19 protein-coding genes are annotated in these 24,581 nt (G+C 42.0%); 18 read left to right on the plus strand and 1 reads right to left on the minus strand.

Annotated features, from left to right (window positions below; all coding sequences use genetic code 11):
- Positions 1-5 precede the first annotated feature (5 nt).
- The 7 genes from HMPREF2637_RS01485 to ilvC all read left to right on the plus strand — a co-directional run bounded on the left by HMPREF2637_RS01485 (position 6) and on the right by ilvC (position 8,717).
- Complete coding sequence (locus tag HMPREF2637_RS01485; RefSeq protein WP_064523532.1) at positions 6-1,292, plus strand: MATE family efflux transporter; 1,287 nt, start codon at positions 6-8, stop codon at positions 1,290-1,292.
- Between the two features lie 111 nt (positions 1,293-1,403).
- A complete protein-coding gene (locus HMPREF2637_RS01490; protein WP_002885694.1) occupies positions 1,404-1,769 on the plus strand; it encodes an Asp23/Gls24 family envelope stress response protein in 366 nt (121 codons plus the stop codon).
- Positions 1,769-3,436, plus strand: a complete 1,668-nt coding sequence (locus tag HMPREF2637_RS01495; protein WP_014635125.1) for a DAK2 domain-containing protein — start codon at positions 1,769-1,771, stop codon at positions 3,434-3,436. Before HMPREF2637_RS01490 ends, HMPREF2637_RS01495 begins: the two co-directional genes overlap by 1 nt.
- A gap of 158 nt (positions 3,437-3,594) precedes the next feature.
- Positions 3,595-5,316, plus strand: a complete 1,722-nt coding sequence (gene ilvD, locus HMPREF2637_RS01500; protein ID WP_064523529.1) for a dihydroxy-acid dehydratase — start codon at positions 3,595-3,597, stop codon at positions 5,314-5,316.
- 133 nt (positions 5,317-5,449) lie between these two features.
- Positions 5,450-7,150 carry an acetolactate synthase large subunit gene (locus HMPREF2637_RS01505; RefSeq protein WP_064523527.1) on the plus strand — a complete coding sequence of 567 codons (1,701 nt, stop codon included), beginning with the start codon at positions 5,450-5,452 and terminating at the stop codon, positions 7,148-7,150.
- A complete protein-coding gene (gene ilvN / locus HMPREF2637_RS01510; RefSeq protein ID WP_064523524.1) occupies positions 7,143-7,619 on the plus strand; it encodes an acetolactate synthase small subunit in 477 nt (158 codons plus the stop codon). Before HMPREF2637_RS01505 ends, ilvN begins: the two co-directional genes overlap by 8 nt.
- A 75-nt stretch (positions 7,620-7,694) precedes the next feature.
- The gene (gene ilvC, locus HMPREF2637_RS01515) at positions 7,695-8,717 is read left to right on the plus strand and encodes a ketol-acid reductoisomerase (RefSeq protein WP_064523521.1); all 1,023 of its coding nucleotides are present in this window, start codon (positions 7,695-7,697) and stop codon (positions 8,715-8,717) included.
- A 152-nt stretch (positions 8,718-8,869) separates the two neighbouring features.
- Here the strand turns inward: ilvC and tyrS are convergent, their stop codons facing one another.
- Positions 8,870-10,126, minus strand: a complete 1,257-nt coding sequence (tyrS, locus tag HMPREF2637_RS01520; RefSeq protein WP_064523518.1) for a tyrosine--tRNA ligase — start codon at positions 10,124-10,126, stop codon at positions 8,870-8,872.
- Positions 10,127-10,227: 101 nt separating this feature from the next.
- Between tyrS and pbp1b the strand changes: the two genes are divergently transcribed.
- From pbp1b to comGG, 11 genes are all read left to right on the plus strand, one after another.
- Positions 10,228-12,651: a penicillin-binding protein PBP1B gene (gene pbp1b, locus HMPREF2637_RS01525; protein WP_064523515.1), complete on the plus strand. Its 2,424-nt coding sequence runs from the start codon at positions 10,228-10,230 to the stop codon at positions 12,649-12,651.
- A 359-nt stretch (positions 12,652-13,010) separates the two neighbouring features.
- Entirely contained in the window at positions 13,011-16,592 is a 3,582-nt protein-coding gene (gene rpoB / locus HMPREF2637_RS01530; RefSeq protein ID WP_064523512.1) for a DNA-directed RNA polymerase subunit beta, read from the plus strand.
- A 100-nt stretch (positions 16,593-16,692) separates the two neighbouring features.
- Positions 16,693-20,331 carry a DNA-directed RNA polymerase subunit beta' gene (rpoC, locus tag HMPREF2637_RS01535; protein ID WP_002885622.1) on the plus strand — a complete coding sequence of 1,213 codons (3,639 nt, stop codon included), beginning with the start codon at positions 16,693-16,695 and terminating at the stop codon, positions 20,329-20,331.
- 155 nt (positions 20,332-20,486) lie between these two features.
- A complete protein-coding gene (locus HMPREF2637_RS01540; protein WP_002885749.1) occupies positions 20,487-20,849 on the plus strand; it encodes a DUF1033 family protein in 363 nt (120 codons plus the stop codon).
- Between the two features lie 79 nt (positions 20,850-20,928).
- Positions 20,929-21,870 carry a competence type IV pilus ATPase ComGA gene (comGA, locus tag HMPREF2637_RS01545; RefSeq protein WP_064523508.1) on the plus strand — a complete coding sequence of 314 codons (942 nt, stop codon included), beginning with the start codon at positions 20,929-20,931 and terminating at the stop codon, positions 21,868-21,870.
- A complete protein-coding gene (gene comGB, locus HMPREF2637_RS01550; RefSeq protein WP_141760005.1) occupies positions 21,752-22,852 on the plus strand; it encodes a competence type IV pilus assembly protein ComGB in 1,101 nt (366 codons plus the stop codon). Before comGA ends, comGB begins: the two co-directional genes overlap by 119 nt.
- A gap of 8 nt (positions 22,853-22,860) precedes the next feature.
- Positions 22,861-23,175, plus strand: a complete 315-nt coding sequence (gene comGC, locus HMPREF2637_RS01555; protein ID WP_037611125.1) for a competence type IV pilus major pilin ComGC — start codon at positions 22,861-22,863, stop codon at positions 23,173-23,175.
- A complete protein-coding gene (gene comGD / locus HMPREF2637_RS01560; protein WP_014632541.1) occupies positions 23,135-23,563 on the plus strand; it encodes a competence type IV pilus minor pilin ComGD in 429 nt (142 codons plus the stop codon). The genes comGC and comGD overlap by 41 nt, the downstream gene beginning before the upstream one ends.
- Positions 23,564-23,594: 31 nt before the next feature.
- Complete coding sequence (gene comGE, locus HMPREF2637_RS01565) at positions 23,595-23,825, plus strand: competence type IV pilus minor pilin ComGE (RefSeq protein ID WP_014635119.1); 231 nt, start codon at positions 23,595-23,597, stop codon at positions 23,823-23,825.
- On the plus strand, positions 23,812-24,249 hold the full coding sequence (gene comGF, locus HMPREF2637_RS01570) for a competence type IV pilus minor pilin ComGF (protein WP_002887014.1): 438 nt from the start codon (positions 23,812-23,814) through the stop codon (positions 24,247-24,249). Before comGE ends, comGF begins: the two co-directional genes overlap by 14 nt.
- Entirely contained in the window at positions 24,227-24,544 is a 318-nt protein-coding gene (gene comGG / locus HMPREF2637_RS01575) for a competence type IV pilus minor pilin ComGG (RefSeq protein WP_064523505.1), read from the plus strand. Before comGF ends, comGG begins: the two co-directional genes overlap by 23 nt.
- Positions 24,545-24,581: the final 37 nt, after the last annotated feature.

Consider the following 24,581-nt stretch of genomic DNA (forward strand, 5'->3'; position numbering starts at 1 on the left):
ATATTATGACAGAAACAAAGAAAATTCTAAACATAGCCTTGCCTGCTATGGCCGAAAACCTTCTACAAATGTTGATGGGGGTTGTCGATTCTTACCTAGTGGCTCAGGTTGGTATTGTCGCCATATCAGGGGTTTCCGTAGCCAATAATATAATCACGATTTACCAAGCTATCTTCATTGCTCTAGGAGCCTCAAGTGCCAGTGTCATTGCTAGAAGTCTAGGGAAGGGAGATGTTAAAGCGACTAACCGAGACACCTGGGATGCTATTATTATTACCCTTGCTCTTAGTCTCATTCTTGGTTTACTTTCCATTTTTGGTGGTGGGGCCATTCTTAATCTTTTAGGTACTGAGCAATCTGTAACTCAGGCTGGTAGTCTCTACCTTGCTCTTGTCGGTGGAGGAGTGGTTTTCCTAGCCTTAATGACTACTTTTGGTAACATACTACGGGCCAAGGGACGGCCTCGTATTTCCATGGTCGTCAGTCTTTTAACTAATGTCCTTAATGCTATTTTATCTTCTTTAGCTATCTTTGTGGGACATTGGGGGATTATTGGGGTCGCAACGGCTACGGTTTTTTCTCGTCTGGTTGGGACAGTGATACTGTGGCAAGCGATGAAACTGGATGTGAAGCAGCTTGAAGTTACCAAACCTTTCAACAGGGAGTTGTTGGGGATTGCTCTGCCAGCAGCAGGTGAACGACTGATGATGCGTGCTGGAGATGTGGTCATTGTGGCTATTATTGTTACCTTTGGTACAGCCGTTGTCGGTGGTAACGCCATTGGTGAAAACCTCACTCAGTTTAACTATATGCCTGGTATGGGAGTCGCCACGGCTACAGTTATCTTGGTTGCCAATAGTCTAGGGCGAGGGGATAAGGCGCAGATGAGGCGTATTATACGAGAGTCTTATTGGATTTCAACCTTCTTGATGGTTCTGGTTTCAGGGGGTATCTTGCTTTTTGGACAAGGATTATCAGGTCTCTTTACAGATAATAAAGCAGCTATTGCGGCTAGTCAGGTAGTTATTCTTTATTCTTTCCTTGGGAATCCTGTGACTTCGGCGACTCTAGTCTACACTGCAGTTTGGCAAGGTCTGGGTAAGGCTAAGATGCCTTTCTATGCGACAACTATTGGGATGTGGATTATCCGAATTTTCTCAGGATATTTTCTTGGGGTGAGTCTGGGAATGGGTCTTGCGGGTGTTTGGATTGCAACCGTTGTTGATAATGTATGGCGTGCGGTCTTCCTCTATGTGATGTACCGTCGTTATCTCATAAAGAGAAAGTTTTAATGATAAATATTGAGGAGATACTCTTATTCAAAGGGTATCTTCTTCTTATTTTTTACAAGTAAGCTCGAATATGGTAAAATAAGCTGATAAAAACTTTTTGAGGTAGTAATTATGACTGTAAAAATCAATACAAAAGATGGTCAAATCGAATTGTCAGATGATGTCATCGCAACAGTAGTTGGCGGTTCAGCAACAGAAATTTTTGGCGTTGTCGGTATGGCAAGTAAGAGTGCTATCCGAGATAATTTTCAAGCACTTCTTGGAAAGGAAAACTACGCAAAAGGAGTTGTCGTGAAATCTACTGATGCAGGTATCACTGTGGATGTTTACACTGTTATGAGTTATGGTGTTAAGATTAGTGAGGTTTCAAAAAATATTCAAGAACGTGTGAAATTTAATCTTGAGAATCAGCTCGGTATCAAGGCTGAAACAGTAAATGTTTACGTTCAAAATATTAAAGTCGTAGGAGAAAACTAGTGTCTAAAATTACAACAAGCTTGCTTCAGGAGATGGTCCAAGCGGCAGCAACACGTCTAGGTAAGCAAGCAGAATATGTGAATTCACTCAATGTCTTCCCAGTACCAGATGGAGATACTGGAACAAACATGGGAATGACTATGGATAACGGAGCCAAAGCTGTCGCAGATCAATCAGCTTCAACAGTTGGTGAAGTTGGTCAGATTTTATCTAAAGGTCTTTTGATGGGTGCCCGTGGTAACTCGGGTGTTATCACGTCACAATTGTTCCGTGGATTTGGTCAAAGTATCAAGGATAAAACGGAACTTGATGGTCAAGATTTAGCTCATGCCTTCCAAGCAGGGGTTGAAGTTGCCTATAAAGCAGTTATGAAACCTGTCGAAGGAACAATCCTTACAGTATCACGTGGTGCAGCTTCAGCAGCGATTAAGAAAGCTGAATCTACAAATGATGCTGTTGAGGTTATGCGTGCAGCTCTCGATGGAGCTAAAGCTGCTTTGGCTAAGACACCAGAGATGCTTCCAGTTTTGAAAGAAGTTGGTGTGGTAGACTCAGGTGGTCAAGGTTTGGTCTTCATTTATGAAGGTTTCTTGTCAGCCCTCACAGGTGAGTATATCGCTTCAGAGGACTTCCAAGCGACACCGGCTACTATGACAGAGATGATCAATGCAGAACATCATAAGTCAGTTGCTGGTCATGTTGCCACAGAAGACATTACCTTCGGTTACTGTACGGAAATCATGATTGGTCTCAAACAAGGTCCAACTTATGTGAAGGACTTTGACTATGAAGAGTTCCAAAATTACTTGAGCAACCTTGGGGATTCTCTCCTAGTTGTTAACGATGATGAAATTGTAAAAGTTCACGTCCATACTGAGGATCCAGGTCTTGTCATGCAAGAAGGTCTTAAATATGGGGCTCTTGTCAAAGTTAAGGTTGACAACATGCGTAACCAACACGATGCACAAGTTCAAAAAGAAGAAGCTATCCAAGCTGCACCTTCTGCTCCTAAAGACTTTGCCCTTATTGCAGTTGTTGCTGGAGATGGACTTGCAGATATCTTCAAATCACAAGGTGTTGACTATGTGATTTCAGGTGGTCAAACAATGAACCCATCAACAGAAGATATTGTTAAGGCTATTGAGCAGGTTAATGCTAAGAATGTTATCATCTTGCCAAACAATAAAAACATCTTTATGGCAGCACAATCAGCTGCTGAAGTAGTAGATGTCAATGCGGCTGTTGTTGAAACACGTACAGTTCCACAAGGCTTTACAAGTTTGCTTGCTTTTGATCCTAGTCAAAGTATCGAAGCTAATGTTGAAGCTATGACAGCTAGTCTTTCAGATGTAACAAGTGGTAGCGTGACCTTGGCGGTACGTGATACAACTATTGATGGTCTTGAGATTCATGAAAATGATATCCTTGGTATGGTGGATGGTAAGATCCTTGTGTCTACACCAGATATGGACCAAGCCCTTCTTGACACCTTTGACAAGATGATTGACGAAGACAGTGAAATTGTTATGATTTACGTCGGCGAAGAAGGTAATCAAGAACAAGCTCAAGCACTTGCGGAAAAATTGGAAGAGGCTCATGAAGATATCGAAGTTGAAATCTTCCAAGGAGACCAACCAGTTTATCCATACCTCTTCAGTGTTGAATAATCATTTAGGAAGTCTTAGGGCTTCCTTTTTGTTTTGTCAGTTTTGATATAGCAGGTATATCTTTTCGGAATTACAAAAATATTCTGAAAATTCCTTGACATTACTTTCCAAAGTGGTAACATATGTTGTAAGAAATTTTATAGATTGAAGGTAACATCATGAGAAGTGATATGATCAAAGTTGGTGTTGATAAGGCACCAGCACGCGGACTTTTGTATGCGACTGGGCAAGTTAAATCTGCCAATGATATGCAAAAGCCCTTCATTGCTATTTGTAACTCTTATATTGACATTGTTCCAGGGCATGTTCACTTGCGTGAATTAGCAGATATTGCCAAGGAAGCTATCCGTGAGGCTGGCGGTATTCCTTTTGAGTTTAATACCATTGGTGTGGATGATGGGATTGCCATGGGGCATATTGGGATGCGTTACAGTCTTCCATCTCGTGAATTGATTGCCGATTCTGCAGAAACAGTTATTAATGCCCACTGGTTTGACGGGGTTTTCTACATTCCTAACTGTGATAAGATTACACCAGGGATGATTTTGGCGGCTATGCGTACTAATGTGCCAGCAGTATTTTGTTCTGGTGGACCTATGAAGGGTGGCGTTGACATGACTGGTCATCAAGCGACTCTCTCAAGTTTGTTTGAAGCAGTAGGTACTTATCAGGCTGGTGATATGAGCATGGATGAGCTCGATTATTTAGAGAAAAATGCTTGTCCAACTTGTGGTTCATGTTCAGGAATGTTTACCGCTAACTCAATGAACTGTTTGATGGAAGTTTTGGGCCTTGCCCTTCCAGGTAACGGTACTATCCTAGCCGTTTCAGATGAACGTCGTGAATTGGTTCGTCAAGCAGCCACAAAATTGATGAATAACATCAAAAATAATGTTCGCCCACGTGATATTGTGACCAAAGAAGCCATCGATGATGCGTTTGCTCTAGATATGGCCATGGGTGGTTCAACCAATACTGTTCTTCATACTCTTGCTATTGCGCGTGAGGCCGGTATTGACTATGACCTTAAGGACATTAACGAAATTGCCAAGAAGACACCTTATCTCTCTAAAATTGCACCTTCAAGTGTTTACACTATGCATGATGTCCATGAAGCTGGTGGTGTTCCAGCCATTATCAATCAGTTGATTAAAAAAGGAGCCATTAAAGGTGATCGTATTACAGTTACTGGTAAAACTTTGAAAGAAAACGTAGCTGGTGCTGAAATCAAGAATGAAGAAATTATCCATCCAATTGAGCATCCTATCTCACCAGTTGGTGGTTTGTCTATCCTTTACGGAAATATTGCTCAGGATGGAGCTGTTATCAAGGTCGGTGGTGTAGATCCATCTGTTAAAACTTTCCGTGGTAAAGCTATTTGTTGTGATTCACAAGATCAGGCCCTTGAATTGATTGATAATGGAACAGTTAAGAAGGGCCATGTCGTTGTCATTCGTTATGAAGGTCCTCAGGGTGGACCCGGTATGCCAGAAATGTTGGCACCAACTTCTAAGATTGTCGGACGCGGTCTAGGTAAGGATGTGGCACTGATTACGGATGGTCGTTTCTCAGGAGCTACTCGTGGTATTGCGATTGGTCACGTTTCTCCAGAAGCAGCAGAAGGTGGTAATATCGCCCTAATCGAAGATGGCGATGAAATCGTGATTGACCTACCAAATCGTACCCTTGATTTGCTTGTCGATGATGCAACCCTTGAAGAACGTCGCAAACATTTGAAACCTTTCAAATCAAAAATTTCAAGTGGTTGGTTGCGTCGCTATACAGCCTTTGCTAAATCAGCCAATGTCGGCGGGACTTTGATGAGTGACGAAGAATTCGAAGAACGTAAAGCAGAACGTCAAGCACAAGAAAAAAACTAAGAACATTCTTTCCGAAGAGTTTGTGATATTTTTCTCCGAAACCCTTGCAAATTTGGTTAAAAATGTTATCATAGTATACAAGGTTTTGAATTTTTAGACAATTCGAAAAAAACAACTACTGAAGGAGGTCCATGTGAAGAAAATTGAACTTGAAGAAGCACGCTCTGGTGCTGATTTAATTCTTGATACACTTCTTGAACTTGGGATTTCAACTATCTTTGGATATCCTGGCGGAGCGGTTCTTCCTTTGTATGATGCTATTTACAAAAATGACAAGATTAATCATATCTTATCTCGTCATGAGCAAGGAAGTCTGCACGAAGCTGAAGGTTATGCCAAATCAACTGGTAAACTCGGTGTTGCTCTTGTAACGAGTGGCCCCGGTGCAACGAATGCTATTACCGGCATTGCAGATGCTATGAGTGATAGTGTACCTCTCCTAGTCTTTACAGGTCAGGTTGCAACACCAGGTATTGGTAAGGATGCCTTCCAAGAGGCTGACATTGTCGGAATTACCATGCCAATTACTAAATACAACTACCAGATTCGCGATACGGCTGATATTCCTCGTACTATTCGAGAAGCGGTTCATATCGCAACGACAGGACGTCCTGGTCCGGTTGTTATCGACCTTCCAAAAGATGTTGTAGCTAAGGAAATAGCCTTCATCAACGATCCTGAAATCAATCTTCCAAGTTACCAACCGACGCTGAGACCAAACGAGATGCAAATTAAGAAAATCTTGAAACAGTTGGGCAAAGCTAAGAAGCCGGTTATTGTAGCTGGGGGTGGAGTGGCTTATTCTGAATCTGCTAAGGAGCTAGTTGCTTTTGCAGAACGCTACCAAATTCCAGTTGTTACAAGTCTTCTAGGTCAGGGAACAATTGCTACTAGTCATCCCCTCTTCTTGGGTATGGGTGGTATGCACGGTTCATATGCATCTAATATTGCTATGACTGATGCTGACTTTATGATTGCCATAGGTTGTCGTTTTGATGATCGCTTGACAGGTAATCCAAAAACATTTGCTAAGAATGCAAAGGTTGTTCATATTGATGTGGATCCGGCTGAGATTGGCAAGATTATTGCGGTAGATTTACCAGTTGTTGGTGATGCCAAGCAAGCTCTTGGAATGCTCTTAGCAGAACCAGTGGTTAAGAATAACACTGAAAAATGGATTGAAAAAGTCACAAAAGATAAAGAGCGTGTACGTTCTTACGATAAGAAAGAACGCATGGTACAGCCTCAGGCAGTTATCGAGCGTATCGGTGAATTGACTAAGGGTGATGCAGTTGTTGTCACTGACGTTGGGCAACATCAAATGTGGACAGCTCAGTATTATCCATACCAAAATGAGCGTCAACTGGTGACATCAGGTGGTCTTGGAACCATGGGATTTGGTGTCCCAGCAGCAATTGGTGCTAAAATTGCTAATCCTGATAAAGAAGTTATCCTCTTTGTTGGTGATGGTGGTTTCCAAATGACGAACCAAGAATTGGCTATTTTAAACATTTACAAGGTGCCAATCAAGGTTGTTATGTTGAATAACCACTCACTTGGTATGGTGCGTCAATGGCAAGAGTCCTTCTACGAAGGGCGCACGTCAGAGTCTGTCTTTGACACTCTTCCTGATTTTCAACTGATGGCTCAAGCTTATGGCATTAAGTCTTATAAGTTTGATAATCCAGAAACGATTGATCAGGATTTGGAAGTTATCAAAGAGGATGTGCCGATGTTCATCGAGGTTGATATCTCTCGTAAAGAGCATGTTTTGCCAATCGTTCCAGCTGGTAAGAGTAATCATGAAATGTTGGGGGTGAAGTTCAATGCGTAGAATGTTAACAGCTAAACTTCAGAACCGATCAGGTGTTCTTAATCGCTTCACTGGAGTGCTTTCACGCCGTCAGGTCAATATTGAGAGTATTTCCGTTGGAGCAACGGAAAATCCTGATGTTTCACGTATTACAATTATCATTGATGTGAATTCTCATAATGAGGTTGAGCAGATTATTAAACAGCTTAATCGTCAGATTGATGTGATTCGCATTCGTGACATCACTGATCGTCCCCACTTGGAGCGTGAGGTTATATTGGTCAAGGTGTCAGCACCAACTTCTAAACGTGCTGAAATCTTGGCAATCATTCAACCCTTCCGTGCTTCGGTGGTGGATGTTGCACCAAGCTCTATCACTATCCAGATGACTGGTGATGCTGAGAAGAGTGAGGCGCTTCTACGAGTTATTCGACCTTACGGTATCAAGAATATTGCTCGTACGGGTGCTACTGGATTTACCCGCGATTAAAAAATCCATTATAAATTTGTTAACCCAGCCTTAAAAAGGCAATTAAATATTATTTTAGAAAAGAGACATACTACTATGGCAGTTCAAATGGAATATGAAAAAGACGTAAAAGTACCAGCACTTGATGGTAAAAAAATCGCCGTTATCGGTTACGGTTCACAAGGTCATGCTCACTCACAAAACTTGCGTGATACAGGTCACGATGTTATCATCGGTGTTCGTCCAGGTAAATCATTTGATAAAGCTAAAGAAGATGGTTTTGATACTTACACAGTAGCAGAAGCAACTAAATTGGCTGATGTTATCATGATCTTGGCTCCAGACGAAATCCAACAAGAACTTTACGAAGCAGAAATCGCTCCAAACCTTGAAGCTGGTAACGCTGTTGGTTTTGCTCACGGATTCAACATCCACTTTGAATTCATTAAAGTACCAGCAGATGTTGATGTATTTATGTGTGCACCTAAAGGACCAGGTCACTTGGTACGTCGTACATTTGAAGAAGGCTTTGGTGTACCTGCTCTTTACGCAGTATACCAAGATGCTACAGGTAACGCTAAAGACATCGCTATGGACTGGTGTAAAGGTGTTGGTGCAGCACGTGTTGGTCTTCTTGAAACAACTTACAAAGAAGAAACTGAAGAAGATTTGTTTGGTGAACAAGCAGTTCTTTGTGGTGGTTTGACTGCCCTTATTGAAGCTGGTTTTGAAGTCTTGACTGAAGCTGGATATGCTCCAGAATTGGCTTACTTTGAAGTGCTTCACGAAATGAAATTGATCGTTGACTTGATCTACGAAGGTGGATTCAAGAAAATGCGTCAATCAATTTCAAACACTGCTGAATTCGGTGACTACGTATCAGGTCCACGTGTTATCACTGAACAAGTGAAAGAAAATATGAAAGCAGTTCTTGCTGACATCCAAAACGGTAAATTCGCTAACGACTTCGTTAACGACTACAAGGCTGGACGTCCAAAACTTACTGCTTACCGTGAAGAAGCTGCTAACCTTGAAATCGAAAAAGTTGGTGCTGAATTGCGTAAAGCAATGCCATTCGTTGGTCAAAACGACGACGACGCATTCAAAATCTATAACTAATGTGATAGTCTCGAAAACCAGCCTAGTGCTGGTTTTTTGTTTCTGAAGAGAGTAGTTGGGAATCAATCCTACTGCTCTTTTTTGGTAGATAAATTGTAAAATATAGTGCAATAAAAAAACTCACTCCATTAAGGAGTGAGAATAGCCATAAATTAGTAAGTCAAGACAAAGTTTTTTTTCTTACCACGACGGACAACAGTAATTTCATTATCAATTTTATCTGTGTCTGAGAGAGTGTAATCCAAGTCTTGTACACGTTCACCGTTGATGTAGATAGCGCCGTTTTGGACATCTTCACGTGCTTGGCGTTTAGATGGAGAAATCTTGGCATTGACGAGAAGTTCAACGATGTTAAGATTTTCGTCTGCTGAAATTTCATAGGTTGGCACACCGTGGAGAGCAACTTTGAGGTCACGTGCTGAGAGAGCTTTAAGGTTACCAGCGAAGAGTTGTTCAGTGATGTGAACAGCTTGTTCGTAAGCTTCTTTACCGTGAACCAAAGTAACAACTTCACGAGCCAAAACCTTTTGTGCCAAACGTTGGTGACGAGCTTGGTCAAATTCTTTACCGATCTCTTCGATTTCTTCAAGTGACAAGAAAGTGAAAATCTTCAAGAAGCGAACAGCGTCATCATCCATAACGTTGAGCCAGAATTGGTACATTTCGTAAGGTGTTGTTTTAGTAGCATCAAGCCAGACAGCGTTACCTTCTGATTTACCGAATTTTTTACCAGTTGAATCTGTGATAAGTGGTACAGTGATAACATGTCCAGATTTGTCTGCTTTACGACGCAAGAGCTCAGTACCTGCTGTCATGTTACCCCATTGGTCAGAACCACCAATTTGGAGGGTTACGCCGTACTTATCGTTGAGTTCATAGAAATCGTAACCTTGCATGATTTGGTAGGCAAACTCAGTGTAAGAGATACCTGTTTCGATACGTTTCTTAACAGATTCCTTACTCATCATGTAGTTAACTGTGAAGTATTTACCTACGTCACGCAAGAAATCAATGAAGCTGATTGAACCAAACCAGTCATAGTTGTTGACCATAACGGCCTTGTTGTCACCATTTTCAAAATCAAGGAAACGAGAGAGTTGTCCTTGGATTTTTTCAACCCAACCTTCAACAGTTTCTTTGGTTTGCAGGCTACGTTCAGCATCTTTAAATGATGGGTCACCAATCAAACCTGTTGCACCACCAACGAGGGCGTAAGGTTTGTGTCCAGCCAATTGAAGTCGGCGACTTGTAAGGATAGCGACAAGGTGTCCAAGGTGGAGACTGTCTGCTGTTGGGTCATAACCAGTGTAGTATGAGACTGGTCCCTCTTCAAAGGCTTTTACAAGGGCTTCTTCATCTGTGGTTTGAAAAATCAAGCCACGTGCTTTTAGTTCTTCAAAAATTGTCATGATATTCTCCAGTAAAGTATATTCTGCACCATTATACCAAAAGAAAGTAGGCCTATGCAAGCTTTGTCAAAGTTTGTTATAATAGGCTTTGAGGTATTTCTATGAATTTTGAAAAAATAATAAATTATTTTAGGCGACTAGGGCAGACTATTCGTACAAAGTTTGCTGGTTCTAGGTCTAAAAGAGGAGATAAATCTTTTAAAGAAAGGAAAGCTACGACTGGATCTAAGTGGAATCGTAAGCAAGCACGGAAGTCGCCTGAGGATGGGATGACACTCTTAGACATGGGTGATGTTTTCTTAAAAACCTTAAAGCTCTTGTCTGATTTCTTTTATGTGGTTATTATCGTTCTCACCTTATTCGGTGCAGGAATTGGTTTGGGTTATCTGGGGAGTCAAATTGAGTCTGTTCCGTCGATTAAGGACAAAACCTTGTTGAATCAGATTAGTGAGGTTAGTTTGGTATCTTCGATGAGCTATTCCGATTCCAAGAAGATTGCGGATATTGATACTGACTTGCTGAGAACACCTATTGAAAGTGATGCGATTTCTAACAATGTCAAAAATGCCATCATTGCGACTGAGGATGAAAATTTTAAAAAGCATAAGGGTGTTGTACCAAAGGCAGTTTTTAGGGCTTTGGTGTCATCAGTTTTGGGGGTTGGCTCTTCAAGTGGTGGTTCGACGCTAACGCAGCAGTTAATCAAGCAACAGGTAACAGGCGATGCGCCAACCTTTAAACGTAAGGCGGCGGAGATTATCTATGCCTTACAATTGGAGCGTCGCGCTTCTAAAAATGAAATTTTAACCGATTATCTGAATGTTTCTCCTTTTGGACGTAACAACAAGGGGAAAAATATTGCTGGAATTGAGGAGGCTGCTCAAGGTATCTTTGGGGTATCTGCAGCGGATTTGACAGTTCCTCAGGCGGCTTATCTGGCAGGTTTGCCACAGAGCCCGATTGTCTACTCACCTTATACAGCTGACGGTCAATTAAAAAATGCAGAGGATCTTTCTTATGGCTTAGCACGTCAGCAAGATGTACTCTACAATCTTTATCGCGGTGGCTATCTAGATAAGTCGCAGTATGAAAGCTATAAGGATTATGATATCACTAAAGATTTCAAGGCTGGTGAGAAGTCTGATGCTGTAAGTCATGACTATTTGTACTATTCTGTCATGTCTGAGGCTCAGGATGTCATGTATGATTATCTCGTTAAACGTGACAAGGTATCGAGTCAAGATTTGAAAAATGATAAGACCAAGGAAAGCTATCGTGAGAGGGCCCTACAAGAGCTACAAACCGGTGGCTACAGCGTTAAGACAACTATTGATAATGCAGTTTATAATGCGATGCAAGATGCTGCGAGTCAATATGGTGGCCTCCTCGACCAAGGTGGAAATAGTGGAGTTGAAGTCGGAAATGTGCTCATGGATAATGCGACTGGAGCAATTCTAGGATTTGTTGGTGGTCGTAGTTACGAAAATAATCAAAATAACCATGCCTTTGATACGGCACGCTCCCCAGGCTCATCTATTAAGCCTATTATTGCTTATGGAATTGCTATTGATCAAGGTTTGATGGGTAGCTCAAGTATCCTTTCTAACTACCCAACTAATTTTACGGGTGGAACGCCTATTCTCCATGATGGTGATAAGGGTACAGCTATGATGAACCTACAAGAGGCACTCAATACCTCGTGGAATATTCCAGCCTTTTGGACATATCAAATGCTTCAACGTCATGATGTTGACGTTGAGGGTTACATGACCAAGATGGGTTATAAGATTGCTAACTACAATATCGAGAGTTTACCTCTTGGCGGGGGAATTGAAACCACGGTTGCCCAGCAAGTAAATGCCTATCAGATGCTTTCAAATGGTGGCGTCTATGAGAAGGGTCATATGATTGATAGTATTACTGACCGGACTGGCGAAGTTATCTATCAGCATAAATCTGAAGGGGTTCAAGTCTTTTCAAGAGCTACGGCTAGCATCATGGATAACCTGCTCAAGGAAGTTGTGGTTAAGGGAGCGACAACTCAATTTTATTCTGAATTGAAAAATGTCAATGGTGCAGCAGCCTCAGCTGACTGGATGGGTAAAACAGGAACGACAGATAACTTTGCGGATGCTTGGTTGATCGTCTCAACGCCTGGTATTACTCTTGGAGGTTGGGCTGGTTATGACAATAATACACCAACTAATTCTAAAACGGGTTACACCTACAATGCGCAATATATGGCTCGTTTAACTTCCGCCATTTACAATGCCAATCCAGGTATTTTTAAAACGGGAGATAAGTTTAATATCGATTCAAGTGCTATTAAGGCAAGTGTGCTCAAATCAACAGGTCTTAAACCAGCAACAGTGTCTGTCAATGGTCGTAATGTTTCTGTAAGTGGTGAAATGGTTGATACTTATTGGGCTAAAAATGGGCCTGGAGATACAACCTACAAATTTGCTATTGGTGGAACTGACAGTGACTATCAAAAAGCCTGGTCTAGCATTCTTGGAGGGCATTAGGAATTCCCAAGAAAACTTGCAAAAAAGCAAAAAATTAGGTATAATATAGACAACTATTTGTCGTCTTACTTGGTTGAAATATTGTCCAATCAAGAGATACAGCAGTTAAATCAACGTTTTTTCGGTCAGATTTAGCTGCTATTTTTGTGCTTATTTTTAGGATTTTCAAGTGTTGTAACGCATATTTAAAGGTTCTAAAAATTCACAAACTAAGTTTTTTGCTTATCCTTAATCAGATAAGTGGATGTTAGTGTTTAATCACTTGTTAATGGGACAAGCAACTGAACAAGGAAGAAGACAAATATTTAAAGTGCACGACTTGCAAAGCAGGTCTCGAATGTAGAAAAGGAGTAGAAGACTTGGCAGGACATGACGTTCAATACGGGAAACATCGTACCCGTCGTAGTTTTTCAAGAATCAAAGAAGTTCTTGATTTACCAAACTTGATTGAAATCCAAACGGATTCATTCAAAGAATTCTTGGATACTGGTCTTAAAGAGGTTTTTGAGGATGTACTTCCTATCTCAAACTTCACAGACACTATGGAATTGGAATTCGTTGGTTACGAATTGAAAGAGCCTAAGTATACACTTGAAGAAGCTCGTATCCACGATGCATCATACTCAGCACCTATCTTTGTGACTTTCCGTCTTATTAACAAAGAAACTGGTGAAATCAAGACTCAGGAAGTCTTCTTCGGAGATTTCCCTATTATGACTGAGATGGGTACTTTCATCATCAATGGTGGTGAACGTATTATCGTTTCTCAGTTGGTGCGCTCACCTGGTGTTTACTTTAACGATAAGGTTGATAAAAACGGTAAAGTGGGTTATGGATCAACAGTTATCCCTAACCGTGGGGCATGGCTTGAGCTTGAAACAGATTCAAAAGACATCGCCTACACTCGTATCGACCGTACACGTAAGATTCCATTCACAACGCTTGTGCGTGCGCTTGGATTCTCAGGTGATGACGAAATTGTTGATATCTTTGGTGATAGCGAGTTGGTTCGTAACACCATTGAAAAAGATATCCACAAAAACCCAGTAGATTCACGTACTGATGAAGCGCTTAAAGAAATTTATGAACGTCTTCGTCCAGGTGAACCAAAAACTGCCGACAGCTCACGTAGCTTGCTTGTAGCTCGTTTCTTTGATCCACGTCGTTATGACTTGGCTGCTGTTGGTCGTTACAAAGTCAATAAAAAACTTAACATCAAGACACGTCTTTTGGGACAAACAATTGCTGAAAACTTGGTAGATCCTGAAACAGGTGAAATCCTTGTTGAAGCTGGTACTGAAATGACACGTGATGTGATTGATTCAATCGCAGAATACTTGGATGGTGATTTGAACAAATTTGTATACACACCAAACGATTATGCGGTGGTTACAGAACCTGTTGTTCTTCAAAAATTCAAGGTTGTTGCACCAAATGATCCAGATCGTGTGGTTACAATTGTTGGTAATGCCAACCCAGATGATAAAGTTCGTGCTTTGACAACAGCGGATATCTTGGCTGAAATGAGTTACTTCCTCAACCTTGCTGAAGGTATTGGTAAAGTAGACGATATCGACCACCTTGGTAACCGTCGTATCCGTGCGGTTGGTGAATTGCTTGCTAACCAATTCCGTATTGGTTTAGCTCGTATGGAACGTAACGTACGTGAGCGTATGTCAGTTCAAGATAACGAAGTCTTGACACCACAACAAATCATTAATATTCGCCCTGTAACTGCAGCTGTTAAAGAATTCTTCGGTTCTTCACAGTTGTCACAGTTCATGGACCAACACAACCCATTGTCAGAGTTGTCACACAAACGTCGTTTGTCAGCCTTGGGACCTGGTGGTTTGACACGTGACCGTGCCGGATATGAAGTTCGTGACGTGCACTACACGCACTACGGTCGTATGTGTCCAATTGAAACACCTGAAGGACCTAACATCGGTTTGATCAATAACTTGTCTTCATATGGACACCTTAACAAGTACGGTTTCATTCAAACACCATATCGTAAGGTTGACCGTGCAACTGGTAAAGTAACCAACGAAGTGGTTTGGTTGACTGCTGATGAAGAAGATGAGTACACAGTTGCTCAGGCTAACTCTAAATTGAACGAAGATGGAACATTTGCAGAAGAAATCGTTATGGGTCGTCACCAAGGTAATAACCAAGAGTACCCATCACACCTTGTAGATTTCGTGGATGTTTCTCCTAAACAGGTAGTTGCCGTTGCGACAGCATGTATTCCTTTCTTAGAAAACGATGACTCTAACCGTGCCCTTATGGGTGCCAACATGCAACGTCAGGCTGTGCCTTTGATTGATCCTAAAGCACCTTATGTTGGTACTGGTATGGAATATCAAGCTGCCCACGATTCAGGAGCTGCAGTTATCGCCCAACACGACGGTAAAGTTGTCTACTCTGATGCTGATAAAGTTGAAGTTCGTCGTGAAGATGGTTCTCTTGATGTTTATACTATTCAAAAATTCCGTCGTTCAAACTCAGGTACTGCCTATAACCAACGTACTTTGGTTAAGGTTGGCGATATTGTTGAAAAAGGTGACTTTATCGCTGATGGTCCATCTATGGAAGGTGGAGAAATGGCCCTCGGTCAAAACCCTATCGTCGCATACATGACATGGGAAGGTTACAACTTCGAGGATGCCGTTATCATGAGTGAGCGTCTTGTGAAAGATGACGTTTATACATCTGTTCACTTGGAAGAATTCGAATCAGAAACACGTGATACAAAGCTTGGGCCTGAAGAAATCACACGTGAATTGCCAAACGTTGGTGAAGAAGCCCTCAAAGACCTTGACGAAATGGGTATTATCCGTATCGGTGCTGAGGTTAAAGAAGGTGACATTCTTGTTGGTAAGGTAACACCTAAGGGTGAAAAAGACCTTTCTGCTGAAGAACGTCTTCTCCACGCTATCTTTGGTGATAAATCTCGTGAAGTACGTGATACGTCACTCCGTGTACCTCACGGTGGTGATGGTGTCGTTCGTGATGTTAAAATCTTCACACGTGCAAACGGTGACGAATTGCAATCAGGTGTTAACATGCTTGTTCGTGTTTACATCGCTCAAAAACGTAAGATCAAGGTCGGAGATAAGATGGCCGGTCGTCACGGTAACAAAGGGGTTGTTTCTCGTATTGTTCCGGTTGAAGACATGCCTTACCTTCCAGACGGTACACCAGTTGATATCATGTTGAACCCACTTGGGGTGCCATCACGTATGAACATCGGTCAGGTTATGGAACTTCACCTTGGTATGGCTGCACGTAACTTGGGTATCCACATCGCAACACCAGTCTTTGATGGAGCAAGCTCAGAAGACCTCTGGGATACTGTTCGTGAAGCAGGTATGGATAGTGATGCTAAGACAATCCTTTACGATGGACGTACAGGTGAACCATTTGATAACCGTGTGTCAGTTGGTGTCATGTACATGATTAAACTTCACCACATGGTTGATGATAAACTTCACGCTCGTTCAGTAGGTCCTTACTCACTTGTTACCCAACAACCTCTTGGTGGTAAAGCACAATTTGGTGGACAACGTTTCGGTGAGATGGAGGTTTGGGCCCTTGAAGCTTATGGTGCATCAAATATCCTTCAAGAAATCTTGACTTACAAGTCAGATGACGTTAACGGACGTTTGAAAGCCTATGAAGCTATCACTAAAGGTAAACCAATTCCAAAACCAGGTGTACCAGAATCATTCCGAGTACTTGTTAAAGAATTGCAATCACTTGGTCTTGATATGCGTGTCCTTGATGAGGATGACTACGAAGTTGAATTACGTGATCTTGATGAAGGTGAAGACGATGATGTCATGCACGTTGATGATCTTGAAAAAGCACGTGTACAACAAGCCAAAGAAGCTGCTGAATTAGAAAAAGCTAAAGAAGAAGCTTCAGATAAAACAGAATAAAATAAGCTTTAGAGAGGGAGTTCACTCTCTCTGCTAAGGTAGCTGATAAAGGTGAGAATAGCGCTGCTATTGTCAATAGAACAAAAGAAAGGTAATACTAGTGGTTGACGTAAATCGATTTAAAAGTATGCAAATCACACTAGCTTCACCAACTAAGGTCCGTTCATGGTCTTATGGTGAAGTTAAGAAACCTGAAACAATCAACTACCGTACGCTCAAACCAGAACGCGAAGGTCTCTTCGACGAAGTGATCTTTGGTCCTACCAAAGACTGGGAATGTGCGTGTGGGAAATACAAACGTATCCGTTATAAAGGTATCGTTTGTGACCGCTGTGGTGTTGAAGTAACACGTGCTAAGGTTCGTCGTGAACGTATGGGTCACATCGAGTTGAAAGCACCAGTATCACACATCTGGTACTTCAAGGGAATCCCTTCTCGTATGGGATTGACTTTGGACATGAGTCCTCGTGCGCTTGAAGAAGTTATTTACTTCGCAGCTTACGTGGTTATTGATCCAAAGGAAACACCACTTGAACCAAAATCTCTCTTGACAGAACGTGAATATCGTGAAAAATTGCAAGAGTATGGACATGGTTCATTTGTCGCTAAAATGGGTGCCGAAGCTATCCAAGATCTCTTGAAACAAGTAGATTTGGAAGCTGAAATTGCTGAACTCAAAGAAGAGTTGAAAACAGCAACTGGTCAAAAACGTGTTAAAGCTGTTCGTCGTTTGGACGTTCTTGATGCCTTCTACAAGTCTGGTAACAAACCAGAATGGATGGTGCTTAACATCTTGCCAGTATTGCCACCAGACCTTCGTCCAATGGTTCAATTGGATGGTGGACGTTTTGCGGCATCTGACTTGAACGATCTTTATCGTCGTGTTATCAACCGTAACAATCGTTTGGCTCGTTTGCTTGAATTGAATGCCCCAGGTATCATCGTGCAAAACGAAAAACGTATGTTGCAAGAAGCGGTAGATGCCCTTATCGATAATGGACGTCGTGGTCGTCCAATTACTGGACCAGGTAGTCGTCCACTTAAATCTTTGAGCCACATGCTTAAAGGTAAACAAGGTCGTTTCCGTCAAAACTTGCTTGGTAAACGTGTTGACTTCTCTGGACGTTCCGTTATCGCTGTTGGTCCAACACTTAAAATGTACCAATGTGGTGTGCCACGTTTGATGGCCATCGAACTTTTCAAACCATTTGTGATGCGTGAAATCGTTGCGCGTGAATACGCAGGTAACGTGAAAGCCGCTAAACGTATGGTTGAACGTGGTGATGAACGTATTTGGGATATTCTTGAAGATGTTATCAAGGAACACCCAGTACTTCTTAACCGCGCACCTACCCTCCACCGTTTGGGTATCCAGGCCTTTGAACCAGTCTTGATTGATGGTAAGGCCCTTCGTCTTCACCCATTGGTATGTGAGGCCTACAATGCCGACTTTGACGGTGACCAAATGGCTATCCACGTTCCATTGTCTGAAGAAGCTCAAGCTGAAGCACGTTTGCTCCTTCTTGCGGCTGAACACATCCTTAACCCTAAAGACGGTAAACCGGTCGTAACGCCATCTCAGGATATGGTTCTTGGTAACTACTACTTGACTATGGAAGAAGAAGGCCGTGAGGGTGAAGGTATGGTCTTCAAGGATATTGATGAGGCAGTTATGGCTTATCGTAATGGTTATGTTCACTTGCATAGCCGTGTAGGTATTGCAGTAGACAGCATGCCTGATAAACCTTGGAAAGAAAACCAACTTCACAAGATTTTGGTTACAACTGTTGGTAAGATTCTCTTTAACTCAATCATCCCAGCAGAAATTCCATATCTTCAAGAAACAACAAATGAGAACTTGACAGATAGTACACCAGATAAGTACTTCCTTGAACCAGGTCAAGATATCCAAACAGTAATTGATAGTTTGGAAATTAATGCACCGTTCAAGAAGAAAAATCTTGGTAACATCATTGCTGAAACCTTCAAACGTCTTCGTACGACTGAAACATCAGCCTTCCTTGACCGTTTGAAAGACCTTGGTTACTACCACTCAACACTTGCTGGTTTGACAGTGGGTATCGCCGATATCCCAGTTATCGATAACAAACAAGAAATTATCGATGCTGCTCACCACCGTGTTGAAGAAATTAACAAGGCCTTCCGTCGTGGTTTGATGACAGATGATGACCGTTATGTTGCTGTTACAACAACATGGCGTGAAGCGAAAGAAGCCCTTGAAAAACGTCTGATTGAGACACAAGATTCTAAGAACCCAATCGTTATGATGATGGACTCAGGAGCTCGTGGTAACATCTCTAACTTCTCTCAACTTGCCGGTATGCGTGGTTTGATGGCCGCTCCTAACGGACGTATCATGGAATTGCCTATCCTTTCAAACTTCCGTGAAGGTTTGAGCGTTTTGGAAATGTTCTTCTCTACTCACGGTGCGCGTAAAGGTATGACCGATACGGCCCTTAAGACAGCCGACTCAGGTTACCTTACTCGTCGTTTGGTTGACGTTGCCCAAGATGTTATCATCCGTGAAGATGACTGTGGAACAGACCGTGGTCTTCTCATCCGTGCGATTACTGACGGTAAAGAAGTTACGGAAACACTTGAAGAACGTCTTCAAGGTCGTTACACTAAGAAATCAGTTAAGAATCCTACAACAGGTGAAGTAATCGTAGGTCCAGATACTTTGATTACTGAAGACATGGCTGCTGCTATTGTCAATGCTGGTGTTGAAGAAGTAACTATCCGTTCAGTCTTTACATGTAACACACGTCACGGTGTCTGCCGTCACTGTTACGGTATCAACTTGGCAACAGGTGATGCGGTTGAAGTTGGTGAAGCAGTTGGTACTATCGCCGCTCAATCTATCGGGGAACCTGGTACACAGCTTACTATGCGTACCTTCCACACCGGTGGGGTAGCCTCAAACACCGATATCACACAGGGTCTTCCACGTATCCAGGAAATCTTTGAAGCACGTAACCCTAAAGGGGAAGCGGTTATCACTGAAGTTAAAGGTACTGTTATTGAAATCGAAGAAGATGCCGCAACACGTACTAAGAAAGTCTTCGTTCAAGGTAAGACTGGAATGGGTGAATACGTTGTTCCATTTACAGCTCGTATGAAAGTTGAAGTGGGTGACGAAGTACACCGTGGTGCAGCCTTGACAGAAGGGTCAATCCAACCTAAACGTCTCCTTGAAGTGCGTGATACCTTGTCAGTTGAAACTTATCTTCTTGCAGAAGTACAAAAAGTTTACCGTAGCCAAGGGGTAGAAATCGGTGACAAACACGTCGAAGTAATGGTTCGTCAAATGCTTCGTAAAGTACGTGTTATGGATCCAGGTGATACAGATCTCCTTCCAGGTACACTTATGGACATTTCTGACTTCACAGATGCTAACAAGGATATTGTTATCTCTGGTGGTGTTCCTGCAACATCTCGTCCAGTCCTTCTTGGTATTACGAAAGCCTCACTTGAAACAAATTCATTCTTGTCAGCGGCTTCCTTCCAAGAAACAACACGTGTCCTTACAGATGCAGCTATCCGTGGTAAGAAAGACCATCTCCTTGGTCTTAAAGAAAATGTTATCATTGGTAAGACTATCCCTGCTGGTACAGGTATGGCTCGTTACCGTAACATTGAACCACTTTCAGTTAACGAAGTTGAAGTTATTGAAAACATTGCTGTTGATGAAGCAATTGTGGAATCATCTGAAGACTAAAATGAAAGCAAAAGAACTCACAATGAATTGTGGGTTCTTTTCGTATTTATATGACTAGAATCTCTTCTATTTTTGATAAATATAAAACCATTTTTTTTATCTTTTCCAGAAAATTTTGTATAATAAGAACACCAAAGATGAAGTGAGAAAGAAAAATGTACCAAGTAGTTGAAATGAAAGGGGATTTGGAGCCGTGGTGGTTCCTAGAAGGCTGGCAAGAGGATATCATCAGTACAAAGGAATTTGAAGATTTTTACGATGCCCTCAAGTACTATAAAAAACTTTGGTTTGCGATGGAAGAAACCTTGCCAAGTTATATCAGCCGTAGTAGTGTCATGACTGCTTTTTGGGATCAAGAGGATAAGCACTGGTGTGAGGAGTGTGACGAATACCTGCAGGTCTATCAATCGATTGCTCTTTTGGATGATTGGCAGGAAATTCCTGAGGAAAAATACCGTCCGGGATATGAAAAGCGAAATGACCTTCCAAATCATGCCCACTGTAAAATTAAACGTTAAATAATGCAGAAGCTCGAAATTTTCGAGCTTTTTTTCATTTTCTTAAACTTTTTACGAATAGGTCTATGAGGAGGTCCTTATGGTAACAGAATTTGCTAAGGAAATGATCAAAAATGCTGATAGTTGTGGGGCTCAAGACATCTATGTCATTCCACGTCAGGATACTTACGAGCTCTATATGCGAGTTGGCCAGGAGAGGAGATTAATTGATGTATATCGGCCTGATTTCATGGCTAGTCTTATTGGTCACTTTAAATTTGTGGCGGGAATGATGGTGGGTGAGAAGCGTAGGAGTCAACTAGGTTCTTGTGACTATGATTGTGGTGATGGTCAAAGGGTTTCTCTGCGTTTGTCTACCGTTGGGGATTATCGCGGCTTAGAAAGTTTAGTTATTCGTGTTCTACATTCCGAACGTCGAGAATTAGTGTACTGGAATCAAGGAATCCAGCCTATTATGGATGCTTTGGATTATCGTGGCTTATATCTCTTTGCAGGTCCCGTTGGTTCTGGAAAGACTACGCTTATGCATGAGTTGGTTCAGGAGCGTTTTAAGGGACAGCAGGTGATTTCGATTGAGGACCCTGTGGAAATTAAACAGGATAATGTTTTGCAACTCCAGGTAAATCAAGCAATTGACATGACCTATGATAATTTGATTAAGCTATCATTACGTCACCGCCCGGATGTTTTGATTATTGGAGAGATTCGAGATAAGGAGACTGCTCGAGCGGTTATTAGAGCTAGTCTGACGGGAGTGACTGTTCTTTCAACTATTCACGCAAAGAGTGTGGCAGGTGTTTATGAGCGTCTTCTGGACCTTGGTGTAGATAAATCTGAGTTGGATAATGCCCTTCAAGGGATTGCCTACATGCGTCTGATTAAGGGAGGAGGTGTGATTGATTTTGCCAGTGAAAATTTCCAAAGCCATTCGTCAACCAGCTGGAACCAGCAGTTGGAAGGCTTGGTTAAACAAGGATATCTCACTGAAGGGGATATCCAAGGGGAAAAAATTAAAGATTAATCAGCAACTCAAGGTTATCCAGCTTTTCAAACAACTTTTAAAGGCAGGGTTTACCTTGACTGAAATCGTAGCCTTTTTGGAGCGAAGTCACTTGTTGAAAGAATCCTCCTTGTCTCTTATGAAAGCGAGCTTAATGCGAGGCGACAGGTTGGACCAGATGTTTGCGTCAGTAGGTTTTTCGGACAATATTGTTACTCAGATTGCCCTTGCTGATAAGCACGGTAATCTTCTAGGGAGTTTAACCAAGATTGAAACCTACATGCTTCGTATGACCAAGGTTCGTAAGAAACTCATGGAGGTAGCGACCTACCCTATCCTACTCCTGGGTTTCCTGATTCTGATTATGTTAGGACTTAAAAATTATCTTTTACCGCAACTGTTAGAGGGTGATGGTAAGGATAATTGGGCTGTACAGTTGGTTCAAATCTTTCCTCAGCTCTTCTTTGTGAGTTTGTGTGGACTTCTTGTATTAAGCTTAATTCTTTATCTATGGGTCAAACACCAGCCAGCCCTTGTCTTTTATCGACGAATGGCAAAAATCCCTTTCATAGGCCAAACTGTCAGGCTATATACGACCGCCTATTATGCTAGGGAATGGGGAAACCTCTTAGGACAAGGCATTGACCTGTTAGACTTGGTTTCTCTTATGCAAGAGCAAAAGTCCAAGCTATTTCGTGAGCTGGGGGCTGATTTAGAAGAAGCCTTGATGCTAGGACAGAGTTTTCCTGACCGTATTGCTAGTCACCCATTCTTCACTAAGGAACTATCCTTAATTATTGCTTATGGAGAGGCTAATGCTAGGTTGGGCTATGAGTTAGAAGTCTATGCTGAAGAGGTTTGGCAGGCTTTCTTTAACCGTCTTAATAAGGCAACAACCTTTGTGCAACCCCTCATTTTTGTTATTGTTGCTGTCGTGATTGTAATGATCTATGCAGCCATGCTATTACCAATGTATCAAAATATGGAAGGAATGATGTCATGAAAATGATGTTGAAAAAATTGAATGCCGTTAAATTACGTGCTTTTACGCTGATTGAAATGCTGGTCGTGCTTCTCATTATCAGTATTCTCCTTTTGCTCTTTGTACCTAACTTGAGCAAGCAGAAGGATTCTGTTAAAGAGACTGGAAATGCGGCTGTGGTCAAGGTCGTGGATTCTCAAGCAGAACTTTATGAAATGAAGAATAACAAGACAGCTAGCTTAGCCGCTCTTGTTTCAGAAGGTCAAATCACGCAAAAACAGGCAGATTCATACAATGATTACTATGCGAAACATGGTGGCGAAAGCCGCTCAGTGGCCAATTAGAGCCTTTACCTTGTTGGAGAGTCTGGTGACTCTAGCAGTGGTTGCCTTTCTCACTCTGAGTTTATCAGGCTCAGTCACAGGTATTTTTCAGCAGGTTGAGACTAATCTTTTTTATCTGCGCTTTGAGTACCTATACCGAGATAGTCAGCGCTTGGCAGCGGCGGAAGGGTCCAATGTTGAATTGCAGTTGTCCAAGGATAAAATCAGTAACGGAAAATCAAGTCTGGTGATTCCTAAAAATATACATCTGGATAAGGGGCAGACGCTAGTGTTTGATGCCAAAGGAGGCAACTCTAGCCTCACAAAGATTCGTTTTTCAAGTGATAAGGAGGTGGTGACCTATCAGCTTAACATGGGCAGCGGTAAATATAAAAAGACGGTCTCTTAGAGGCTATATTCTTATCGAAAGCTTGGTAGCAATGGCTGTCTTAGTACTCGTCAGTGGTCTTATCTTGGATCAGATCAATACCAATCGTAGGCTAATGGCTAGGAATCTCCACCAACAGGAGGTTTTGAGTGTGGCAACCATGGCAGTTCAGACCAAACAGGATCAGTTGACTTTAAATGGTATCACAGTGACAGTAAAACGTAGCCAGCAAGGTATCGAGGTTTATGAATCAGGAAAGGAGATTATTCATGTCTCTCAATAGTAAGGTTCGCGCCTTTACCCTCTTGGAATGTCTAGTGGCCTTGTTGGTGATTGCTGGTTCAGTTCAAGTTTATCAAGGTCTGACTACAGTATTGGTGAGCAATGTTAAGCAGGTCAAGCAACAAGAAAGCCAAGACTGGCTTCTATTCGTTCAACAAATGGAGGCAGAATTAGAAGGTTGTCAGTTGGTAAAGGTAGAGGGGAACAAACTCTATGTCAAGCAGGATAATCAAGACCTGGCTTTTGGACTTTCAAGTGCTACTGATTTTCGAAAAACAAATGCTGATGGTCGAGGCTATCAACCAATGCTTTTCAATGTAAAAGCTAGTACAATTAGCCAAAATAACCAGATAGTCACCATCCAAGTGACTCTTAAAAATGGGCTACAAAGGAGTTTTGTTTATGCTTTTGAAAAAACAGGTTAGGGGAGGCGTTCTTCTCTACGCTCTTTTTATGGCTGGCATTTTCACACTTCTTCTGCATGTTTATTTGGAGCGGGTGGTTGCTAGCTCTAGACAGAACCAAGCGCAAATCATCTCCAGTCAAAGTCGTCTCATGGCAGAAATGACCATGGACTTAGTGGACAAGGAAGCAGGTGCTTTTAGTTTTTCTCAGGGAACTACGACCTACGAGGTTAAGGACAAACAAGTGATTGTTAGAGTTGCCAGTAAAGGCCAAATCAAGACCTATCGTTATGTGAAGAAACAGGAGCATAAATAGAAATTCTCTTCCCTTTTTGATATGATAGAAGGACGGA

This window comes from Streptococcus sp. HMSC065H07 (assembly GCF_001837325.1).
GTDB lineage: Bacteria > Bacillota > Bacilli > Lactobacillales > Streptococcaceae > Streptococcus > Streptococcus salivarius_H.